The 16,293-nt window shown below is 55.4% G+C and carries 13 protein-coding genes and 2 pseudogenes; 14 read left to right on the forward strand and 1 reads right to left on the reverse strand.

Annotated elements, in window-relative coordinates; translation table 11 throughout:
• Positions 1–192: 192 nt before the first annotated feature.
• From DUPY_RS07470 to DUPY_RS27815, 13 genes and pseudogenes are all read left to right on the forward strand, one after another.
• The gene (locus DUPY_RS07470) at positions 193–4,791 is read left to right on the forward strand and encodes a hemagglutinin repeat-containing protein (RefSeq protein WP_070247200.1); all 4,599 of its coding nucleotides are present in this window, start codon (positions 193–195) and stop codon (positions 4,789–4,791) included.
• A gap of 2 nt (positions 4,792–4,793) precedes the next feature.
• Complete coding sequence (locus DUPY_RS27145; RefSeq protein ID WP_071651597.1) at positions 4,794–5,267, forward strand: hypothetical protein; 474 nt, start codon at positions 4,794–4,796, stop codon at positions 5,265–5,267.
• A 26-nt stretch (positions 5,268–5,293) separates the two neighbouring features.
• A complete protein-coding gene (locus DUPY_RS27795) occupies positions 5,294–5,701 on the forward strand; it encodes a restriction endonuclease fold toxin-2 domain-containing protein (protein WP_141749451.1) in 408 nt (135 codons plus the stop codon).
• Entirely contained in the window at positions 5,698–6,054 is a 357-nt protein-coding gene (locus tag DUPY_RS07475; RefSeq protein ID WP_070247201.1) for a hypothetical protein, read from the forward strand. Before DUPY_RS27795 ends, DUPY_RS07475 begins: the two co-directional genes overlap by 4 nt.
• A 119-nt stretch (positions 6,055–6,173) precedes the next feature.
• Positions 6,174–9,038: a hemagglutinin repeat-containing protein gene (locus DUPY_RS07480; protein WP_141749452.1), complete on the forward strand. Its 2,865-nt coding sequence runs from the start codon at positions 6,174–6,176 to the stop codon at positions 9,036–9,038.
• A 340-nt stretch (positions 9,039–9,378) separates the two neighbouring features.
• Complete coding sequence (locus DUPY_RS27800) at positions 9,379–9,786, forward strand: hypothetical protein (RefSeq protein ID WP_141749453.1); 408 nt, start codon at positions 9,379–9,381, stop codon at positions 9,784–9,786.
• Positions 9,787–9,960: 174 nt separating this feature from the next.
• A pseudogene (locus DUPY_RS27805) lies at positions 9,961–10,292 on the forward strand (hemagglutinin repeat-containing protein); the annotation flags it as partial.
• Between the two features lie 1,635 nt (positions 10,293–11,927).
• Complete coding sequence (locus tag DUPY_RS29355) at positions 11,928–12,584, forward strand: scabin-related ADP-ribosyltransferase (protein WP_229255285.1); 657 nt, start codon at positions 11,928–11,930, stop codon at positions 12,582–12,584.
• 9 nt (positions 12,585–12,593) lie between these two features.
• Positions 12,594–12,995, forward strand: coding sequence for a hypothetical protein (locus DUPY_RS27495; protein ID WP_084640588.1), 402 nt, complete (start codon positions 12,594–12,596; stop codon positions 12,993–12,995).
• On the forward strand, positions 12,992–13,219 hold the full coding sequence (locus DUPY_RS27150; RefSeq protein ID WP_071651598.1) for a hypothetical protein: 228 nt from the start codon (positions 12,992–12,994) through the stop codon (positions 13,217–13,219). The genes DUPY_RS27495 and DUPY_RS27150 overlap by 4 nt, the downstream gene beginning before the upstream one ends.
• Positions 13,220–13,462: 243 nt before the next feature.
• The gene (locus tag DUPY_RS07495) at positions 13,463–14,809 is read left to right on the forward strand and encodes an IS4 family transposase (RefSeq protein WP_443093055.1); all 1,347 of its coding nucleotides are present in this window, start codon (positions 13,463–13,465) and stop codon (positions 14,807–14,809) included.
• Positions 14,810–15,021: 212 nt separating this feature from the next.
• Positions 15,022–15,297: a CdiA C-terminal domain-containing protein gene (locus DUPY_RS27810; protein ID WP_141749455.1), complete on the forward strand. Its 276-nt coding sequence runs from the start codon at positions 15,022–15,024 to the stop codon at positions 15,295–15,297.
• Positions 15,298–15,308: 11 nt separating this feature from the next.
• Entirely contained in the window at positions 15,309–15,731 is a 423-nt protein-coding gene (locus tag DUPY_RS27815) for a hypothetical protein (RefSeq protein WP_141749456.1), read from the forward strand.
• Positions 15,732–15,763: 32 nt separating this feature from the next.
• Here the strand turns inward: DUPY_RS27815 and DUPY_RS27155 are convergent.
• Positions 15,764–15,964, reverse strand: a pseudogene (locus tag DUPY_RS27155) (transposase); the annotation flags it as partial.
• Between the two features lie 32 nt (positions 15,965–15,996).
• Between DUPY_RS27155 and DUPY_RS07500 the strand changes: the two are divergent.
• Entirely contained in the window at positions 15,997–16,278 is a 282-nt protein-coding gene (locus DUPY_RS07500; protein WP_229255274.1) for a hypothetical protein, read from the forward strand.
• Positions 16,279–16,293 lie beyond the last annotated feature (15 nt).

Genomic DNA, 16,293 nt, shown 5'->3' on the forward strand with positions numbered 1-16,293 from the left:
GGCCCTCGCCGCATAGCCTCTACTTCTGGTGCGCATCATTAAGGGGGGGATTACCCCAGATTACCGGCCTCGGAAAACGAACTAAAAGTGATTTCTGCGAGGGGCCAAGGGTAAGGTACGCCTTTTGAAGCTGAAATGGATGTATTCCAGAGATATTTCAGCAGCGTGCTGAGTCAGTCTGGCTAACGTCGCTTGCTGAGCTTCTTCATCAGCTTTGCCCAGCAATACAATCTGCGTCCCGGCGTCGCCCTCAGCGCCGAGCAGATCAGCCATCTGACCAGCGACATCGTCTGGATGGAAACCCAGACCGTCAGCCTGCCCGATGGGCGGGTGGAGCAGGTGCTGGTGCCCAAGGTGTATCTGACCCATGCCGGCGGGGTTACCGTGCAGGCCAGCGGCGCGCTGGTGACTGGCGATGGCGTGCAGATCAACGTTACCGAGAACCTCGTCAACAGCGGCGGCGTGATCGATGGCGGCAATGGCCGCACGGTGCTGGTGGCCGGGGCCGATATTGTCAACAAGGGCGGCATGATCGGCGGCGGCGCGGTGGGCCTGCTGGCCGGCGGCGACGTGCGCAACGAGTCGTTGACGGTCAGGCAGGACTACGCCAGCGGCAATGCCGTCGGCAGTTACACGGTGCTGTCGAACCAGGCCGGCATCGTCGCCAGGGAAGGCCTGACGGTGGTGGCCGGGCGCGACATCGTCGATACGGGCGGCACCATCGGTGGCGCCAGCGTGGGCCTGCAGGCCGGGCGCGACATCACTTTTGCCGCCCTGCAAACCGGCAGCACCTACCGGGCGCAGTCGGCCGACTATACCGACAACAGCAGCACGGTCGGCCACAAGATCGGGCAGGTGGCCAGCACTGGCGACCTGACCATGATCGCCGGCCAGAACCTCGCCCTGCAAGGCACGCAGGTGGCGGTCGGCGCCAGCGGCAACGCCGTGCTTGCCGCTGGCGGCAACGTCACCATCGCTGCCGTAGTCGATGAACTGAACGTCAGCCAGGACAGTTCGCGCGGTAAAAACTACGACAAGAACGTCCAGCAGCACCAGTCCGTGACGGGTGCGGTTATCACCGCCGGCAACGACGTGGTGATTCAGGCGGGCACCGCCAGCGTGGGCAACCTGGCCATCGCCGGCAGCAGCGTGAGCGCCGGCGGCGCCGTGCAACTGGCGGCAACGGGCGACGTGCGCATCACCAACGTGATGGCAGAGCAGGTGTCCGACACCGCCAGCCACAGCGAGCACAAGAGCACGTTCAAGAAGCGCAGCGAGACCCAGACCGACTACATCGCCAGTTCCAGCGTGGTGGGCAGCGCCATTGCGGGCGAAGCGATTTCGATCAGGGCCGGCCAGGATGTCGTGGTGGCGGGTAGCCAGGTCGCTGCCGACAACGCGCTGACGCTGGCCGCCGGGCGCGATGTGCTCGTGTCCAGTGCCGGGCAGACCAACGTCGAGCAGCACACGTCCGAGAAGAAAAAAAGCGGCTTCTCGCTGGACGCCAGGCAGGGCATCGGCTACAGCAAGGGGCAGGACAATACCGCCGGCAACAGCGAGACGGTGACGCAAGTGGGCAGCGTGCTCAGCGGCGGCAGCGTGAGCGCGGTCGCCGGTCGCGACATCACGCTCACCGCCAGCACTGCAGTGGCCGACCACGACATCGCCATCACGGCGGGCCGTAACCTGGCCGTCCTGAGCGGTCAGGACACCAGCGCTGGCGCTTCGTCGAGCAGCAGCAAGAAGTCGGGCTCGATCGGCTCCGGCTTCCAGCCGGCGATCGGCTCGGTCAGGAATGCGCAGGATGGCACGTACGACACGGTGAAGCAGGTGGGCAGCCAGATTGCCAGCTTGGGTGGCGATGTGGCGCTCAGGGCCGGTGAGAAGTACACGCAGAGCTCGAGCGAAGTGAAGTCGCCTGCGGGGGACATCAGCATCGTGGCAAAAGACGTGTTGATCACGGCTGCCACCAACCTCAGCAACAACACCGACCATACGAGCTACAGCAAGACAGCCATCGGCGGCACCATCAGCTCGCCGATGCTCGATGCTGCCAGGAGCGTGGGCAGCATGGTCAGCAATGCCGGCAAGACCAGCGATCCGCGCATGCAGGCATTGGCGGCGCTCAACGTGGCGGGTTCGCTGAGCAGCATGCCGACTTCGGTCGCTGCGGTGACCGGTGCCGGCCTGCGCGTGAGCGTCAGCCTTGGCAACTCCAAAAGCGAGAGCAACGTCAAGAGTGTCAGCGAGACCGTCGCCGGCTCAACTATCTCCGCTGGCGGCGACATCAGCATCGTTGCCACCGGCGCCGGTGCGAACAGCAACCTGACCGCGCTTGGCAGTGCGATTTCTGCCGGGGGCAATGTATTGCTTGCCGCCGACAACGACGTCAGCCTGCTGGCTGGCAGGAATACCGTCAGCCAGCACAGCACCAACAAATCGAGCGGCACGAGCATCGGCATCGGCTTTGGCATCGGCGGCACGTCGAACGGCTTTACCGTCGACCTGGCGGTCAGCCAGGCACGGGGCAAGTCCGACGGCGATGACATCGGTTACACCAACACCCAGGTCGGTGCGACCGACAAGGTGACCGTGATCAGCGGGCGCGACACCACGCTCAAGGGCGGCGTGATTGCCGGCGCAAGCGTGGTCGCGAACATCGGTGGCGACGTCAACATCGAGAGCCTGCAGGACAGCAGCAAGTTCGACAGCAAGCAAAGCAGCTCGGGCGTAAACGCCAGCATGTGTATCCCGCCATTCTGCTATGGGGCCAGCACCGTCGGTGGCAGCGTCAGCAAATCGAAGGTCAATGGCGATTTCCTGTCGGTGCTCGAGCAGAGCGGCATCAAGGCCGGCGACGGCGGCTTCCAGGTCACGGTCGGCGGCAACACCGGCTTGATCGGCGGTTTGCTCAGCAGCAGCCAGGGAGCCGTGGATGGCGGCCGCAACGCACTGACGACGGGCAGTCTGACGGCCAGCGAACTGCAGAACCGCGACAATTTCAGTGCTACCGGATATGCATTCTCGGGATCGGTGAGCGGCAAAGGCAGCAAAGAGTCGGATATTCCGGACGACAAAAAGAAGGGCATGACGGATGAGCAAATCAAGGCTGCCGGTGTGGATGGCAAGCCGGGCGCGAGTGCGGGATTCGGGTCGGTTAGCGGTAGCCAGAGTAGTACGACGTATAGCGGGATCAGTGGCGGTGCTGTGGTGGTCACCGATACCGCAAAACAGCTCGCAACCGGTAACGATGTTATCTCCTTATTGGCGTCGGTCGACCGCACTGTGACCACAGAAAGCGCGGCAGCTAGTGGCAACGCGCTGACGAAAGACTGGGATGGGAAGGCGCTGCAGAAAGAGGTTGATGCGCGGGTTGCTATTACGCAGGAGTTCAGCAAGCAGGCGCCGAAGATGATTGGCGATTATGCTGATAAGCAGATGAAAAATCTGATCGATGCGGGTGCCAGTCAGGAAGAAATTGAAAAATGGAATGAAGGAGGTATTTACCGGGTAGCCTTACATGCAGCCAGCGGCGGTTTGTCAGGAGGGCTTGGCGGCGCGATTAGTTCTGGCGCGGTTTCCGGGTCGGCTGACTACCTGCAAAAGCTTCAAATTGCGTCGTACAACTCTTTAGTAGAAAAAGGTTTAAGTGAGGACTCAGCGCAGGTAGCATCACAGGGATTTTTAGAAGGTGTATCGTTTGCAATCGGCACATTAGTCTCCGGTACGAACGGGGCCGGCACTGCACTGGCATCAGATACGAATAACCGGCAATTCCACTGGCAGAAATATTTGACCGAGTTGGACGCCTGCCACAAAAATCCCGGCGGTTCAGGTTGCAGTACGATACTGAAAATGGGAGGCGTGCAGAATCAGCTTATGCCATCCATGGCGACTTCTACTGCCAATGTGGTGGTCAACAAGGGTAGTGAGGGGCAGATCACCAGCTTTACTTTACTCGGCAAGGAGTCTAATCAACCTTTGGCGATTATGGAGCAGAAGGAATTTGATGCCTTCAGAAATGCACCCGCAGGATGGCAATCATTGACGCTTTATATGTCACCGCAGTACTCACTGGACATGGCTTCGGCGATGTTGAACATTGTTGACGGTAATCTTGGTCAAACGATTGATTCCGGCAAAGCAGTGGTGTCATCTCCGCAGTACTGGCTAGATGTCGCGCTGGGTGTCGTAGGAAACGGTATTTCCAGGAGCGTAAGCAGATCTTCTGGCGTCGTAAAACCGTCCAGCGTTGCTGCTGGCGTCGGTGTGGGTGATAATCTGGTTGCTGAGGCAAAGCTTGGCGGGAGCGCTAATGGAATTGTTGGGGCAAATAGCACAGCTGTAGATGCTGCTGCAAATACAGTAAGAGCGGGCAGTAGTAGGCCCGCATGGCTTGCGCGACTTGATGCCGGAAACGACTTTAATGCCGCACGTTCGTCGGCCTATCCATACAACGAAGTCTATATCGACAGCCCCAAGGGCTCGGGGTATACTCGTCTCGACTCTTACGACCCAGTCGCGGGCGAAATTGTTTCGCGGAAATTTACGCAGTTATCCAGTGTGCAGGAACAGACTGCGTTCAATTACATCAACGAACTTCCGGCTAAATATCCTGTCAATGGAAAAATTGCGAATGTGCCGACAAGTGGTTCATTGGCCGGGCAACCCCTATTAGGGCAGCACATTCTTGAAGTGCCAGTCCAAACCAATCCAATTCCACAATCAGTTCTCGATGCCGCTAATCGTGCAGGCGTATTGATTCGAGACTTTAACGGACATGTCCATTAAAAATGAAACGATCAATTTTCTATTGTAAGTCGTGGTTCAGGGCAAAAAAGCGACCAACCGAAGTTTGGACGGAAGAACAAGCCAAGTCTGCTCATGCAAAAAAGCAACCCTATGCGGTTCTTGTAGACTCTATTGAGCGACCTTTTTGCTTTCTTGATGTTGCGGACAAGGTGGTTGGTGTTGGCTTTCTTGATGAGCATTTGCGGGAATCTTTGACTTATGCCTTTCAGGAAGTCGAGCCTGGAAAGCTATTTCTAACGATGGCAACGCATCGTGAATTTGACGGTGAAACGGATAAGGTTACCAATGGTATTTCTTATATCTTTAAACAAGATGGAACGGTCCACCTGAGACGTGAGTTCTTCAATCCTCACCGGCTGGAGACCTCTTTTACATCATCTGACGTCACCACGAATTACTCTACGGTGCCAGAGTTCGGTGAGTATGATGACCTCATTCGAATAGAGAGAAGTTAGACTCCTATGTACCTGGATTGTATAAATTGGAAACACAGACCGGCAAAGCTAGCGGTAGGTTTGAGGTCGAGCAGACAGGGCCTTACAACTATCGCGTACCCGCAGGTAATACAACGATCGACATAGATGGCTATAAGGGCACAACAATGCTCGATGCAAAATTCGTTGAAAAGCCAGCCAACAGTCCTTACATTGAAAATCCAAACGTTCCATCATTCTTACGCGATAAAATTTTGAACGAGCAACGATGGGAATTTGAGCGGTATAAAGCGGCGATAGATGATCCGGCCGTTCCGTTCAATCGACTTGACGTGCTTACTAACGAACCCAGAGCCGTTCCTTATTTCCAATCGTTGATGGACCAATTTAAGGTGCCAGGAACGGTTAAGGTTGTACCAACGCAGATACCACAGAAAGTCCCGGGATCAAGATGAGCAAATTATCAATCTACATTGGTGAGGGGCAATGTTTCGACATGAGTCGTACTGCGGCAGCTATTGCAGCAATCGACGGTGTCTCCAACGTTCGCCAAGGCAATTTTATCGGTGCAGTATTTGAATGCCATTACTCATACGCTGGTAGGGCAACAGTTGTGCGACTCAGCAAAGACCTTGAGACAGTTACTGTCGAAGGGCTTGGTGAGGAGGCGACGGACTTTGCCATTAAACTGCAACGGTCTCAGCCAGAGCTACCGTTGCACGTTATTGATATGGATTACAGCTTTAATTTGGAACTGTCCAGATTCCAGTCCGGGGACGAATTAAGAGCCGCTATTGAGCAGGAATGATGGCGGCTGATTGCCAACGGACGAGGCTGCCCTGACGAACACACACGAACGGATCTGCACAACAAGTCGACCGCATCAGTGCGAATGCGCAGGATGGCACGTACGACACGGTGACGCAGGTGGGCAGCCAGATTGCCAGCTTGGGTGGCGATGTGGCGCTCAGGGCCGGTGAGAAGTACACGCAGAGCTCGAGCGAAGTCCTGGCGCCGGCAGGCGACATCAGCATTGTGGCCAAGTCGGTTTCCATCAATACGCTATCGAACATCAATAACGCCACGGATCGTTCCACTTACAGCAAGACTGCCATTGGCGGCTCGATTAATGTGCCAATCGTCGACGCGGTCAAGGGACTGGCCGGTGCCGCTGAATCTGCCGGCAAGACGAACGACCCGCGCATGCAGGCATTGGCCGCCGTTACGTTGGCCTCAAAGGCCCAAGACGTGGCAGCTGTCGCTACGCAGGGACTCAATGCCACCGGCATCAAGGTCAGTATCAGCCTGGGCAACAACAAAAGCGAAAGCGAGACCAGACAAACGAGCAGCCTGGCGGCCGGCAGCACAATCAAAGCCGGCGGGGATGTCAAAATCGTTGCCACGGGTGCCGGCGATGCAAGTGATCTGACCATGACCGGAACCAAGGTTGACGCTGGCGGCAACCTGACCTTGTTTGCCGATGACAAGATCAGCGTGCTTGCGGCACAAAACACGCAAACCCAGAACAGCAAAAACAGCAGCAGTGGCACCAGTGTTGGTATCGGCATCAATCTGGGTGGTTCGCAAAGCGGATTCAGCTTTGAGTTTGCCGCCAACAAGGCGCGCGGCAAGGCTGACGGCACGGATACCTTCTTCACTAACTCCTCCCTGTCTGCGGGCAGTACGGCAACCATCCTGAGCGGGGGCGACACGACGCTTCAAGGCGCCGTGGTCTCGGCGAACACCATCAAGGCGGCAATCGGGGGAGACTTGAATGTTGTCAGTCTTCAGGATTCCAGTGTCTACGCGAGCAAGAGCAGCAGTACCGGAGTCAACGCCAGTGTCTGCATTCCTCCATTTTGCTATGGCGTGAGCACTGTCGGAGGCAGTGCATCGAAGAACAAGGCCAATGGCGACTTTGTCAGCGTGGTTGAGCAAAGTGGTTTCAAGGCTGGAGACGGCGGTTTCCAGATTGAAGTGGCGGGTAACACCGGCCTGCAGGCGGGCTTGATCGCAAGCAGCGATAAGGCGGTCGAACTCGGCAAGAACTCACTTGTCACAAACACGCTGACCACCAGTGATCTTCAAAACAAGGATGAGCATTCCGCCAGCGGATTTAGCGTCAGTGCATCCGCAGGCACCAAGGCCAGCGGACAGAGCAAGGCAGACACGGCAGAAAAAGTCGCCGCAGCCAATACCAAAACCGGCAGCAGCGGTTCCATGGGATTTGGCAGCAGCTCTGGAAGTGATGCGAGTATCTCCAGTGCCGGCGTCAGCGGTGGAACCCTGGTGATCGGTGATGCGCTGAAGCAGGAGGCACTAACCGGCAAAACCTCGGCAGACATGATTGCCGGTCTTAACCGTGACGTCAGCAGCGACCAGGACAACAGTGGCGCGCTGAAGAAGGGGTGGGATGCGCGCAAGATGGAGCAGGACGTTGCGCATCAGGTCGCAATCACGCAAGCATTCAGCGTTGCCGCCGCCGCTGAAATCAGCAGGTACGCCGATGGAAAATTGGCACAATCAGAAAGTCTGCGTGAACGCGCGGACAAAGAGCGCGACCCGGAACAACGCGATGCATTGTTACTTCAAGCGGCGGCAATCGATCGCGACTGGAGCGAAGGCGGTAAGGCGCGCATGCTGGCTAACACTGCTGCGGGGGCGCTTGGCGGCGGCTTGATGGGCCTGGCAGGGGGCGCTGCGGGCAGCGCAGTTTCTGGCGCGCTCTATCACGCCGATGTCCCTTCTTCGATGGCTTCGCTTCCCCTGGAGCAGCAGGCACGCATCCAGAAAATGGCGAATGACGCGGGATTTAATGGACTCACTTCCGCTGCCGACTGGGAGGCCTTGAAGCTGGTTTCCGACCTGCGCTTCGATCCAGCGTCGCAAAACCTGCCGCAGGCAGAGGTGGACGGCAGGATTCGAAACTATCTGACCCGTCTCGGTGCCTCACCCCAGCAGGTCGACGAGGTTATCAAAACGTTTGCCGACGCCGGACTCGCTGCGGTGGGCACTCCTCGCACTGCCATTGTGGAGCAGATCCTGGTCGGTCCAACGTCGGCGCCAACGGACATCGGAGCAGTTGATTACACTACAACTGATAAGCAGGGCGTCTTCCTGGGCACCAAGGTTATCGATAAAGGTACTCAAGGGGTTGGAAAGGTTCTGACCGAAGTCGGTAAAGCGGTCGACAGCAGCCCAGTGGCAAAATTTACGCTTGAAGCGCTGGATTTTGCTTCGGGGCCGGTGATTTACGGCGTCAACCAGATACCTGTGGTGGAGGATCTGAAGAATCGTGCGACTGGCGCACTCACGGGATTCTTCGCGGACGGGTTCAAGGAAGCAGGATATGATCAGCCGGCTTCCAATGATGGTGGTGTAGGCGGCGGGGCCATTACGATGGTGGGGCTGGGTGGCTTTGCTGGGCTGATAAGAAATGCTGGTAAAAAACTTGAGCTCTTCGGTGGCGCCACGAACAGCCCGAAGGGCAGCAACGTTTTCATTTCGGAGGAGCCTAAGCATATAATTGTTGGGGACGAGCCATTTGCTGGAGTCTCTGGCCTTGAAAATGGAACGATTTCTCATCCTGTAAAGGATAGTCTTGCGGGGCGCGCTGAAGGGATTAGTGGGGCAAATAACGTAATAGCCACCGCTCGTTCCGGTCAGTTGGCAGAATTACTGCCGACTTCGTCGCTTTCGGCGCGGCAGGTCGCAATCCATGAACAATTGTCCAGCCAAGGCACCGTAGGCACGTTCGCGAAGAAGAATGTATCCATGGCAGACCTGAGGTAAATCGGTCAAGTCACGGGCGATGAATATAGTATGTTTACGTTGGGTGCTCAACGGACGGTCATTAGGGGATATGGAAATGAAATTTCAGTATCCCAAAATATGCTTGATGACCTCGTGGCGGGGAATTACGGGAAGTGGTCTGGACATACCCACCCACCAGGGTACTCGATTAATCCGGGGCCTGCGGATAGACCATTCCTTCAGCAGATGGGACAGCAGCGCAGCGCAATTTGGGGTAATGATGGCCAACATGTTTATGGCCGACTTCCGTCGGATGATGCAATGATTCAGTCTGAAATAATGCGCGCCCAATGGGCAAGGATTTATGGTGGAGATTAAGGTGGAAAAGAAAAATGTAGGTCGTGATTTTGAAGATGCCCTTCGATTATTCTTGGATGGTTTTATTGAGGCTCACCCAAAGAAAACATGGCCGAGTTGGTTTAAGACGTGCACGACGTATGGTGGGCATAAGGAAGCCGATCATCATTGGAGGTTTTCCTTTACCGCTATCCCAACCTCTGTCCTTGGACCAGGGGATTCATGGGAGGCGGCTAAAAATGGTGGTTACGTCCTTGTGCGAACCGATATGGAGACCGGGGAGAAACGGTACGTTATTTCGAATGCCCCAAGTGACGTTATAACTATTTTCGAAGCAATTGTTGATATTGCGATGAAAACTGTTCTGATCGTTTCTGATCGGGATCTAGGCACCATCAATGGAGACGACTTGCTACCTTTGCAGCGATAGGCGGCGTCTCGTATCCTGTTCGTAGCATGGCCGTATGCTATTCGTATCCCATCCGGGCTGCGAAAAAATCCGCTCTGGTACGAAAACCTCAGCAAGAAACGGTAATGGACAGGTGCGGGTTCTGTCGCATTGGAGGAGCCGCGGGCGGGCTCAGGCGATGCAAGTGATCTGACCATGACCGGAACCAAGGTTAACGCTGGCGGCAACCTGACCTTGTTTGCCGATGACAAGATCAGGGTGCTTGCGGCACAAAACACGCAGACCCGACCAGCAAAAACAGCAGCAGTGGCACCAGTGTTGGTATCGGCATCAATCTGGGTGGTTCGCAAAGCGGATTCAGCTTTGAGTTTGCCGCCAACAAGGCGCGCGGCAAGGCTGACGGTACGGATACCTTCTTCACTAATTCCTCCCTGTCTGCGGGCAGCACGGCAACCATCCTGAGCGGGGGCGACACGACGCTTCAAGGCGCCGTGGTCTCGGCGAACACCATCAAGGCGGCAATCGGGGGAGACTTGAATGTTGTCAGTCTTCAGGATTCCAGTGTCTACGCGAGCAAGAGCAGCAGTACCGGAGTCAACGCCAGTGTCTGCATTCCTCCATTTTGCTATGGCGTGAGCACTGTCGGAGGCAGTGCATCGAAGAACAAGGCCAATGGCGACTTTGTCAGCGTGGTTGAGCAAAGTGGTTTCAAGGCTGGAGACGGCGGTTTCCAGATTGAAGTGGCGGGTAACACCGGCCTGCAGGCGGGCTTGATCGCAAGCAGCGATAAGGCGGTCGAACTCGGCAAGAACTCACTTGTCACAAACACGCTGACCGCCAATGATCTTCAAAACAAGGATGAGCATTCCGCCAGCGGATTTAGCGTCAGTGCATCCGCAGGCACCAAGGCCAGCGGACAGAGCAAGGCAGACACGGCAGAAAAAGTCGCCCCAGCCAATACCAAAACCGGCAGCAGCGGTTCCATGGGATTTGGCAGCAGCTCTGGAAGTGATGCGAGTATCTCCAGCGCCGGCGTCAGCGGTGGAACCCTGGTGATCGGTGATGCGCTGAAGCAGGAGGCATTGACCGGCAAACCCTCGGCAGACATGATTGCCGGTCTTAACCGTGACGTCAGCAGCGACCAGGACAACAGTGGCGCGCTGAAGAAGGGGTGGGATGCGCGCAAGATGGAGCAGGACGTTGCGCATCAGGTCGCAATCACGCAAGCATTCAGCGTTGCCGCCGCCGCTGAAATCAGCAGGTACGCCGATGGAAAATTGGCACAATCAGAAAGTCTGCGTGAACGCGCGGACAAAGAGCGCGACCCGGAACAACGCGATGCATTGTTACTTCAAGCGGCGGCAATCGATCGCGACTGGAGCGAAGGCGGTAAGGCGCGCATGCTGGCTAACACTGCTGCGGGGGCGCTTGGCGGCGGCTTGATGGGCCTGGCAGGGGGCGCTGCGGGCAGCGCAGTTTCTGGCGCGCTCTATCACGCCGATGTCCCTTCTTCGATGGCTTCGCTTCCCCTGGAGCAGCAGGCACGCATCCAGAAAATGGCGAATGACGCGGGATTTAATGGACTCACTTCCGCTGCCGACTGGGAGGCCTTGAAGCTGGTTTCCGACCTGCGCTTCGATCCAGCGTCGCAAAACCTGCCGCAGGCAGAGGTGGACGGCAGGATTCGAAACTATCTGACCCGTCTCGGTGCCTCACCCCAGCAGGTCGACGAGGTTATCAAAACGTTTGCCGACGCCGGACTCGCTGCGGTGGGCACTCCTCGCACTGCCATTGCGGAGCAGATCCTGGTCGGTCCAACGTCGGCGCCAACGGACATCGGAGCAGTTGATTACACTACAACTGATAAGCAGGGCGTCTTCCTGGGCACCAAGGTTATCGATAAAGGTACTCAAGGGGTTGGAAAGGTTCTGACCGAAGTCGGTAAAGCGGTCGACAGCAGCCCAGTGGCAAAATTTACGCTTGAAGCGCTGGATTTTGCTTCGGGACCTGTGATTTACGGCGTCAACCAGATACCCGTCGTGGAGGATCTGAAGAATCATGCGACTGGCGCGTTTACGGGATTCTTCGCGGAGGGGTTCAAGGAAGCAGGATATGATCAGCCGGCTTCCAATGCTGGTGGCGTAGGCGGCGGGGCCATTACGATGGTGGGGCTGGGTGGCTTTGCTGCAATAATAGAAAATGCCGGTAAGAAACTTGAGCTCTTCGGTGGCGCCACGAACAGCCCGAAGGGCAGCAACGTTTTCATTTCGGAGGAGCCTAAGCATATAATTGTTGGGGACGAGCCATTTGCTGGAGTCTCTGGCCTTGAAAATGGAACGATTTCTCATCCTGTAAAGGATAGTCTTGCGGGGCGCGCTGAAGGGATTAGTGGGGCAAATAGCACTGCGGCAGTCAACAATGCGGCTGCAACCAGAAAATCAGGATTTATTTTCCGTGGTGATGATCGTGATCCTGCCGTGATTTTTAAGGAAGGATTCCAACCGCAGGGCACTAACCTGGATCTCTACAACCATGCCGCCTCCAACCGGAACAGCGCATATGTTTCAACTTCAAAGTCGCCGAATGTGGTACGTGCTGCTCCGGGGGTTGAAGAAGGTGGGTTCGTTTATACTATGAGAGGTCAGCCTAATGGGGTAGATGTAAATGCGACGTTGGGAACCCGTAGTCCATTCCGTAGCGAGCTTGAAATTGCTGTTCCAGGGGGTATCAACTCATCGGATATCATGGGAGCGCGGGCGATAAGTCCGAATGGAAAATTTATTGGGCCATTTATAAAGAATCCAGAATACCTGCCTTAAGAGGATTCGATGAATATCTATTACATAACAATTGCATCGCCGGGAGTGGCCGAGGAACGCTGCGAAATTGAGTTTACGCGAGATGTGTCAACTACCCTTACGGTTAAGAGCCAGCGGTTCGGGGTAATGTCGTTTGTAGATGATAATTGGTTTGGCGCTTTATTAAAATTTCGCCTGCGAATTGAGCCGGATGGTTATCTTTTGCTTTGCAACGCCGCTCGAAAGGACGCGTACCCATCCCGGATGATGCTGCAAATGGGCGGCGGTCGGAAGATCTACATATTAAGCTATGGACTTCAAGCCAGCGACGAAGATCTGGTAGATGTTCTTGGTATGGCAACTATTGATCAAGTAGGCACTGTGGAAGAGCAGCGGATTGGTTACGAGAATTGGCTTAGGAGTTTGAAATGAACAATAGCGAACTAGAGCATGAAATTACAGAGGACGTAGTGAAGGCCGCGCGTGAAATTCCTAACGGCTGGGTCTACAAGATTGGAGGCACATTTGGGCCGACGGAATATGTTCCTCCGGAAGCCGTTGTCGGGGCGTGGAAAGTTGATGAGGGTGGGAATTTGACAGGAGAATTTGTACCTAACCACGATTGCAAACCAAGTCTGTCCAAGTCAGAAAAATAAGTTTCCGTCCAGCGCTAAATTCAAAAGCGGTTTGGCATGGCGCGAATCTAGCCAGCGGCGGGCTGGCAGCACGACCGCGTAATGCGCCAACGGCGGGCTAGCGTGGTGGTCTACATGGGGGCTAAAGCCATGCCCTTATACACAAGTCCAGCCTCCGCATCGCCGAGCCTAAAATCAACTTAGCTGGTCAATTTTCATTGCCGCCCTTGTAAACTGCCGATTTTTCGCGTTTACTCTCGTATTTTGGGTGACGCGTTGACAATGGCATCGACGAACTGGGCGGCAACAGAATTTGCACAGCTAGACCTTGGCGACGCGCGCCTCAACAGGCGAGCGAGGACATTGATGGAGCGGTTTGCAGCGGATCCGGCGGCGAGTATTCCCGAGGCCTGCGATGGTTGGGGTGAGACCATTGCGGCGTATCGCTTCCTGGGCAACGAGTCGGTCGACTGGCGCGACATCATGGCACCCCATTGGCAGCGCACGCAGTTGCGGATGCAGACCGAGGCTGTGGTGCTGTGCTTGCAGGATACGACTGAATTCAATTTCAACGGGCAGGAGATCGCGGGGCTCGGGCCGTTGAGCTATGACAGCCAACGAGGCATGTATTTGCATCCGACCTACGCCGTGACGCCGGCACGCGTCGCGCTGGGCGTGGTTGACGCCTGGATGTGGGCGCGTGAAAAGAGAAATGAAGACGGCCAGCGAAGTGGGCCGAAGGAAAGCGCGCGCTGGGTGGAGGGCTACGATCGCATCGCCGAGATGGCGCTCGAGATGCCGGGAACGCGCTTGGTGTATGTGGCTGACTGCGAGGCCGATTTGATGCCCCTGATGCAGCGGGCAAAACACTTGGACCATCGAGCCGATTTGTTGGTTCGTGCCGCGCACAATCGCTGTCTGCCCGATCACGGCAAGCTGTTCGACGTCACGACCGGGGAAGCGCCCATGGGCGAGATCAGCTTTACGATGGCCTCACGCCATGGCGTCAAAGAGCGGGTGGTACGACAGCAGTTATGGGCACGGCGCGTGGAACTGGGCGCTGGCAAAGGTGGTGTGGTCACCGTCACTTGCATCGTGGCGCGGGAGGTGGACGCGCCGGCCGGAACCAAGCCAGTTGAATGGCGCTTGCTGACCAATCGCCATGCCGGCTCGCTAGAGGAAGTCAATGAACTGATTGATTGGTACAGGGCGCGCTGGGAAATCGAGATGCTGTTCGATATTCTGAAAAATGCCTGTCGAGTCGAAGCCTTGCAACTGTCCGGCATTGACCGTTTGGAACGTGCCCTGGCCATGTTTATGGTCGTGGCCTGGCGCGTTGCATATCTGATGCGCCAGGGTCGAACCCACCCGGATCTGGACGCCGGGCATTACTTCGACTGGGCCGAAATTAAGGCCGCCTACGTGCTGGCCAAGAAGCCCCAACCGGCCAGGCCAGGCGTGAACGAAGTGCTCAGGCTCATTGCCCAGCGAGGCGGCTTCTTGGCAAGGAAAGGCGATGGTGAGCCGGGGGTGAAAGCGATCTGGAAGGGGCTGACCAAGATACCACTGGTCGCTGAAGCGCTACGAGAAATGAACACGGCCTACGACTAGCACCGAGTTGTGTATAAGGGCATGGGCTTGGAGGGGGCGCACATTCGGTTGATGACTCAATTTTCCTCCTAAGTGAAAGACAGTTAACTCCATCCGCAGGACGACTAACTGGCAAACCGGAAATACCGACAAAAAATTCGGATGCAGAAAAAATCCGTGCCGTTCAACGTCAAAATGAATCGGGGCAAGTTTTGGCTGAACATGGTATGGACGTGGAATACCTTCCCAACATCAGTAAAAAAGGGGCAAACCCTGACTTGAGAATTGATGGGGCACTAGCGGATGTTTATTCCCCTAGTGGTAGTAATGTACTTACCATAAGAGACACAATTGATGATAAAGTTAAAAGGCAAGCGCCAAATATTGTAATAAATCTCGAAGATTCATCATTGTCAATTTCTGACGTGGCACAATTTATTCAAAGAAACCCCGTAGATAAATTGGAGTCTCTCATAATTATCAAGGATGGAAATGTTGTTTTATTATAAGGAATATAGAGATGAGTATCGAGTTAATGTTAGAGATCGACGATTCTATAAATAAAAATAAACTTGTTGATTCATTAATATTTGCGGGAGCTTCTGATTTTTCGGATGATTCTACTGGATTTGACTGTTTTTTTGAGCAAACAAAAATTTCAGTTTATGTTGACGAAAAATCTAATCCATCTTGGAAGGAGAGGCGGGCTAGGGATGAGTTTATAACTGAAAATGTAAATTTTCCAGCTAATTTGAAAGTGGGCTTTCGAGTTATTTTTAGATTCCCTCGAAACGAACACGCGGAAAGTAATGGACAAATTAAAAATGTTCTTCTTTTTTTAGACGATAACACAAAGGCTAATTTTGTACTTTCATTTCAGTATGAAAAAATCATAGCTATAAGAAGTAACTCGAGTCTCCAGTTTATCACGGTCTTTGAATAGAATTATGGTTAATAAACTTTCCGTAAGTAAAGTCACATTGCAATATACAGGCATTCAGGCTGCCTGAAGAAGCTCTTCACCATGTTGGGCAACTTTTGGATGCTGCGCAGGGCGCCTAATGCCAAGCTCTTCATGTTGGGCTTGTCGGTGACGAGCTTGCGCGACACTTTGCGTTTGACATGCGCCCAAACCTGTTCGTCTGGATTCAAGTGAGGGGAGTACGGCGGGCGATACGATTGCCATCAGGGCCGGCCAGGATGTCGTGGTGGCGGGTAGCCAGGTCTTTGCCGACAAAGCGGTCAGCATCGCCGCCGGCAACGACCTGACGATTGTTGCGACCATCAATACCAGCAAGGAATTGCATCACACCGAGGTCAAGCAAAGCGGCTTCATGAGCGGTGGCAGCTTCGGCATTAGCTACGGTACCCGCACCAATGCCGTGGACCAGGAGCGCGATGCGCAAACCCAGAGCGGGCTGGTCCGCAGCACGGTCGCGGCAATCGGCGGTGACGACACAAACAATAATCGAGTGGGAATGATTTCCTAATAGGCAGAGGCCGGC

This window comes from Duganella phyllosphaerae (assembly GCF_001758785.1).
Classification (GTDB): domain Bacteria; phylum Pseudomonadota; class Gammaproteobacteria; order Burkholderiales; family Burkholderiaceae_D; genus Rugamonas; species Rugamonas phyllosphaerae.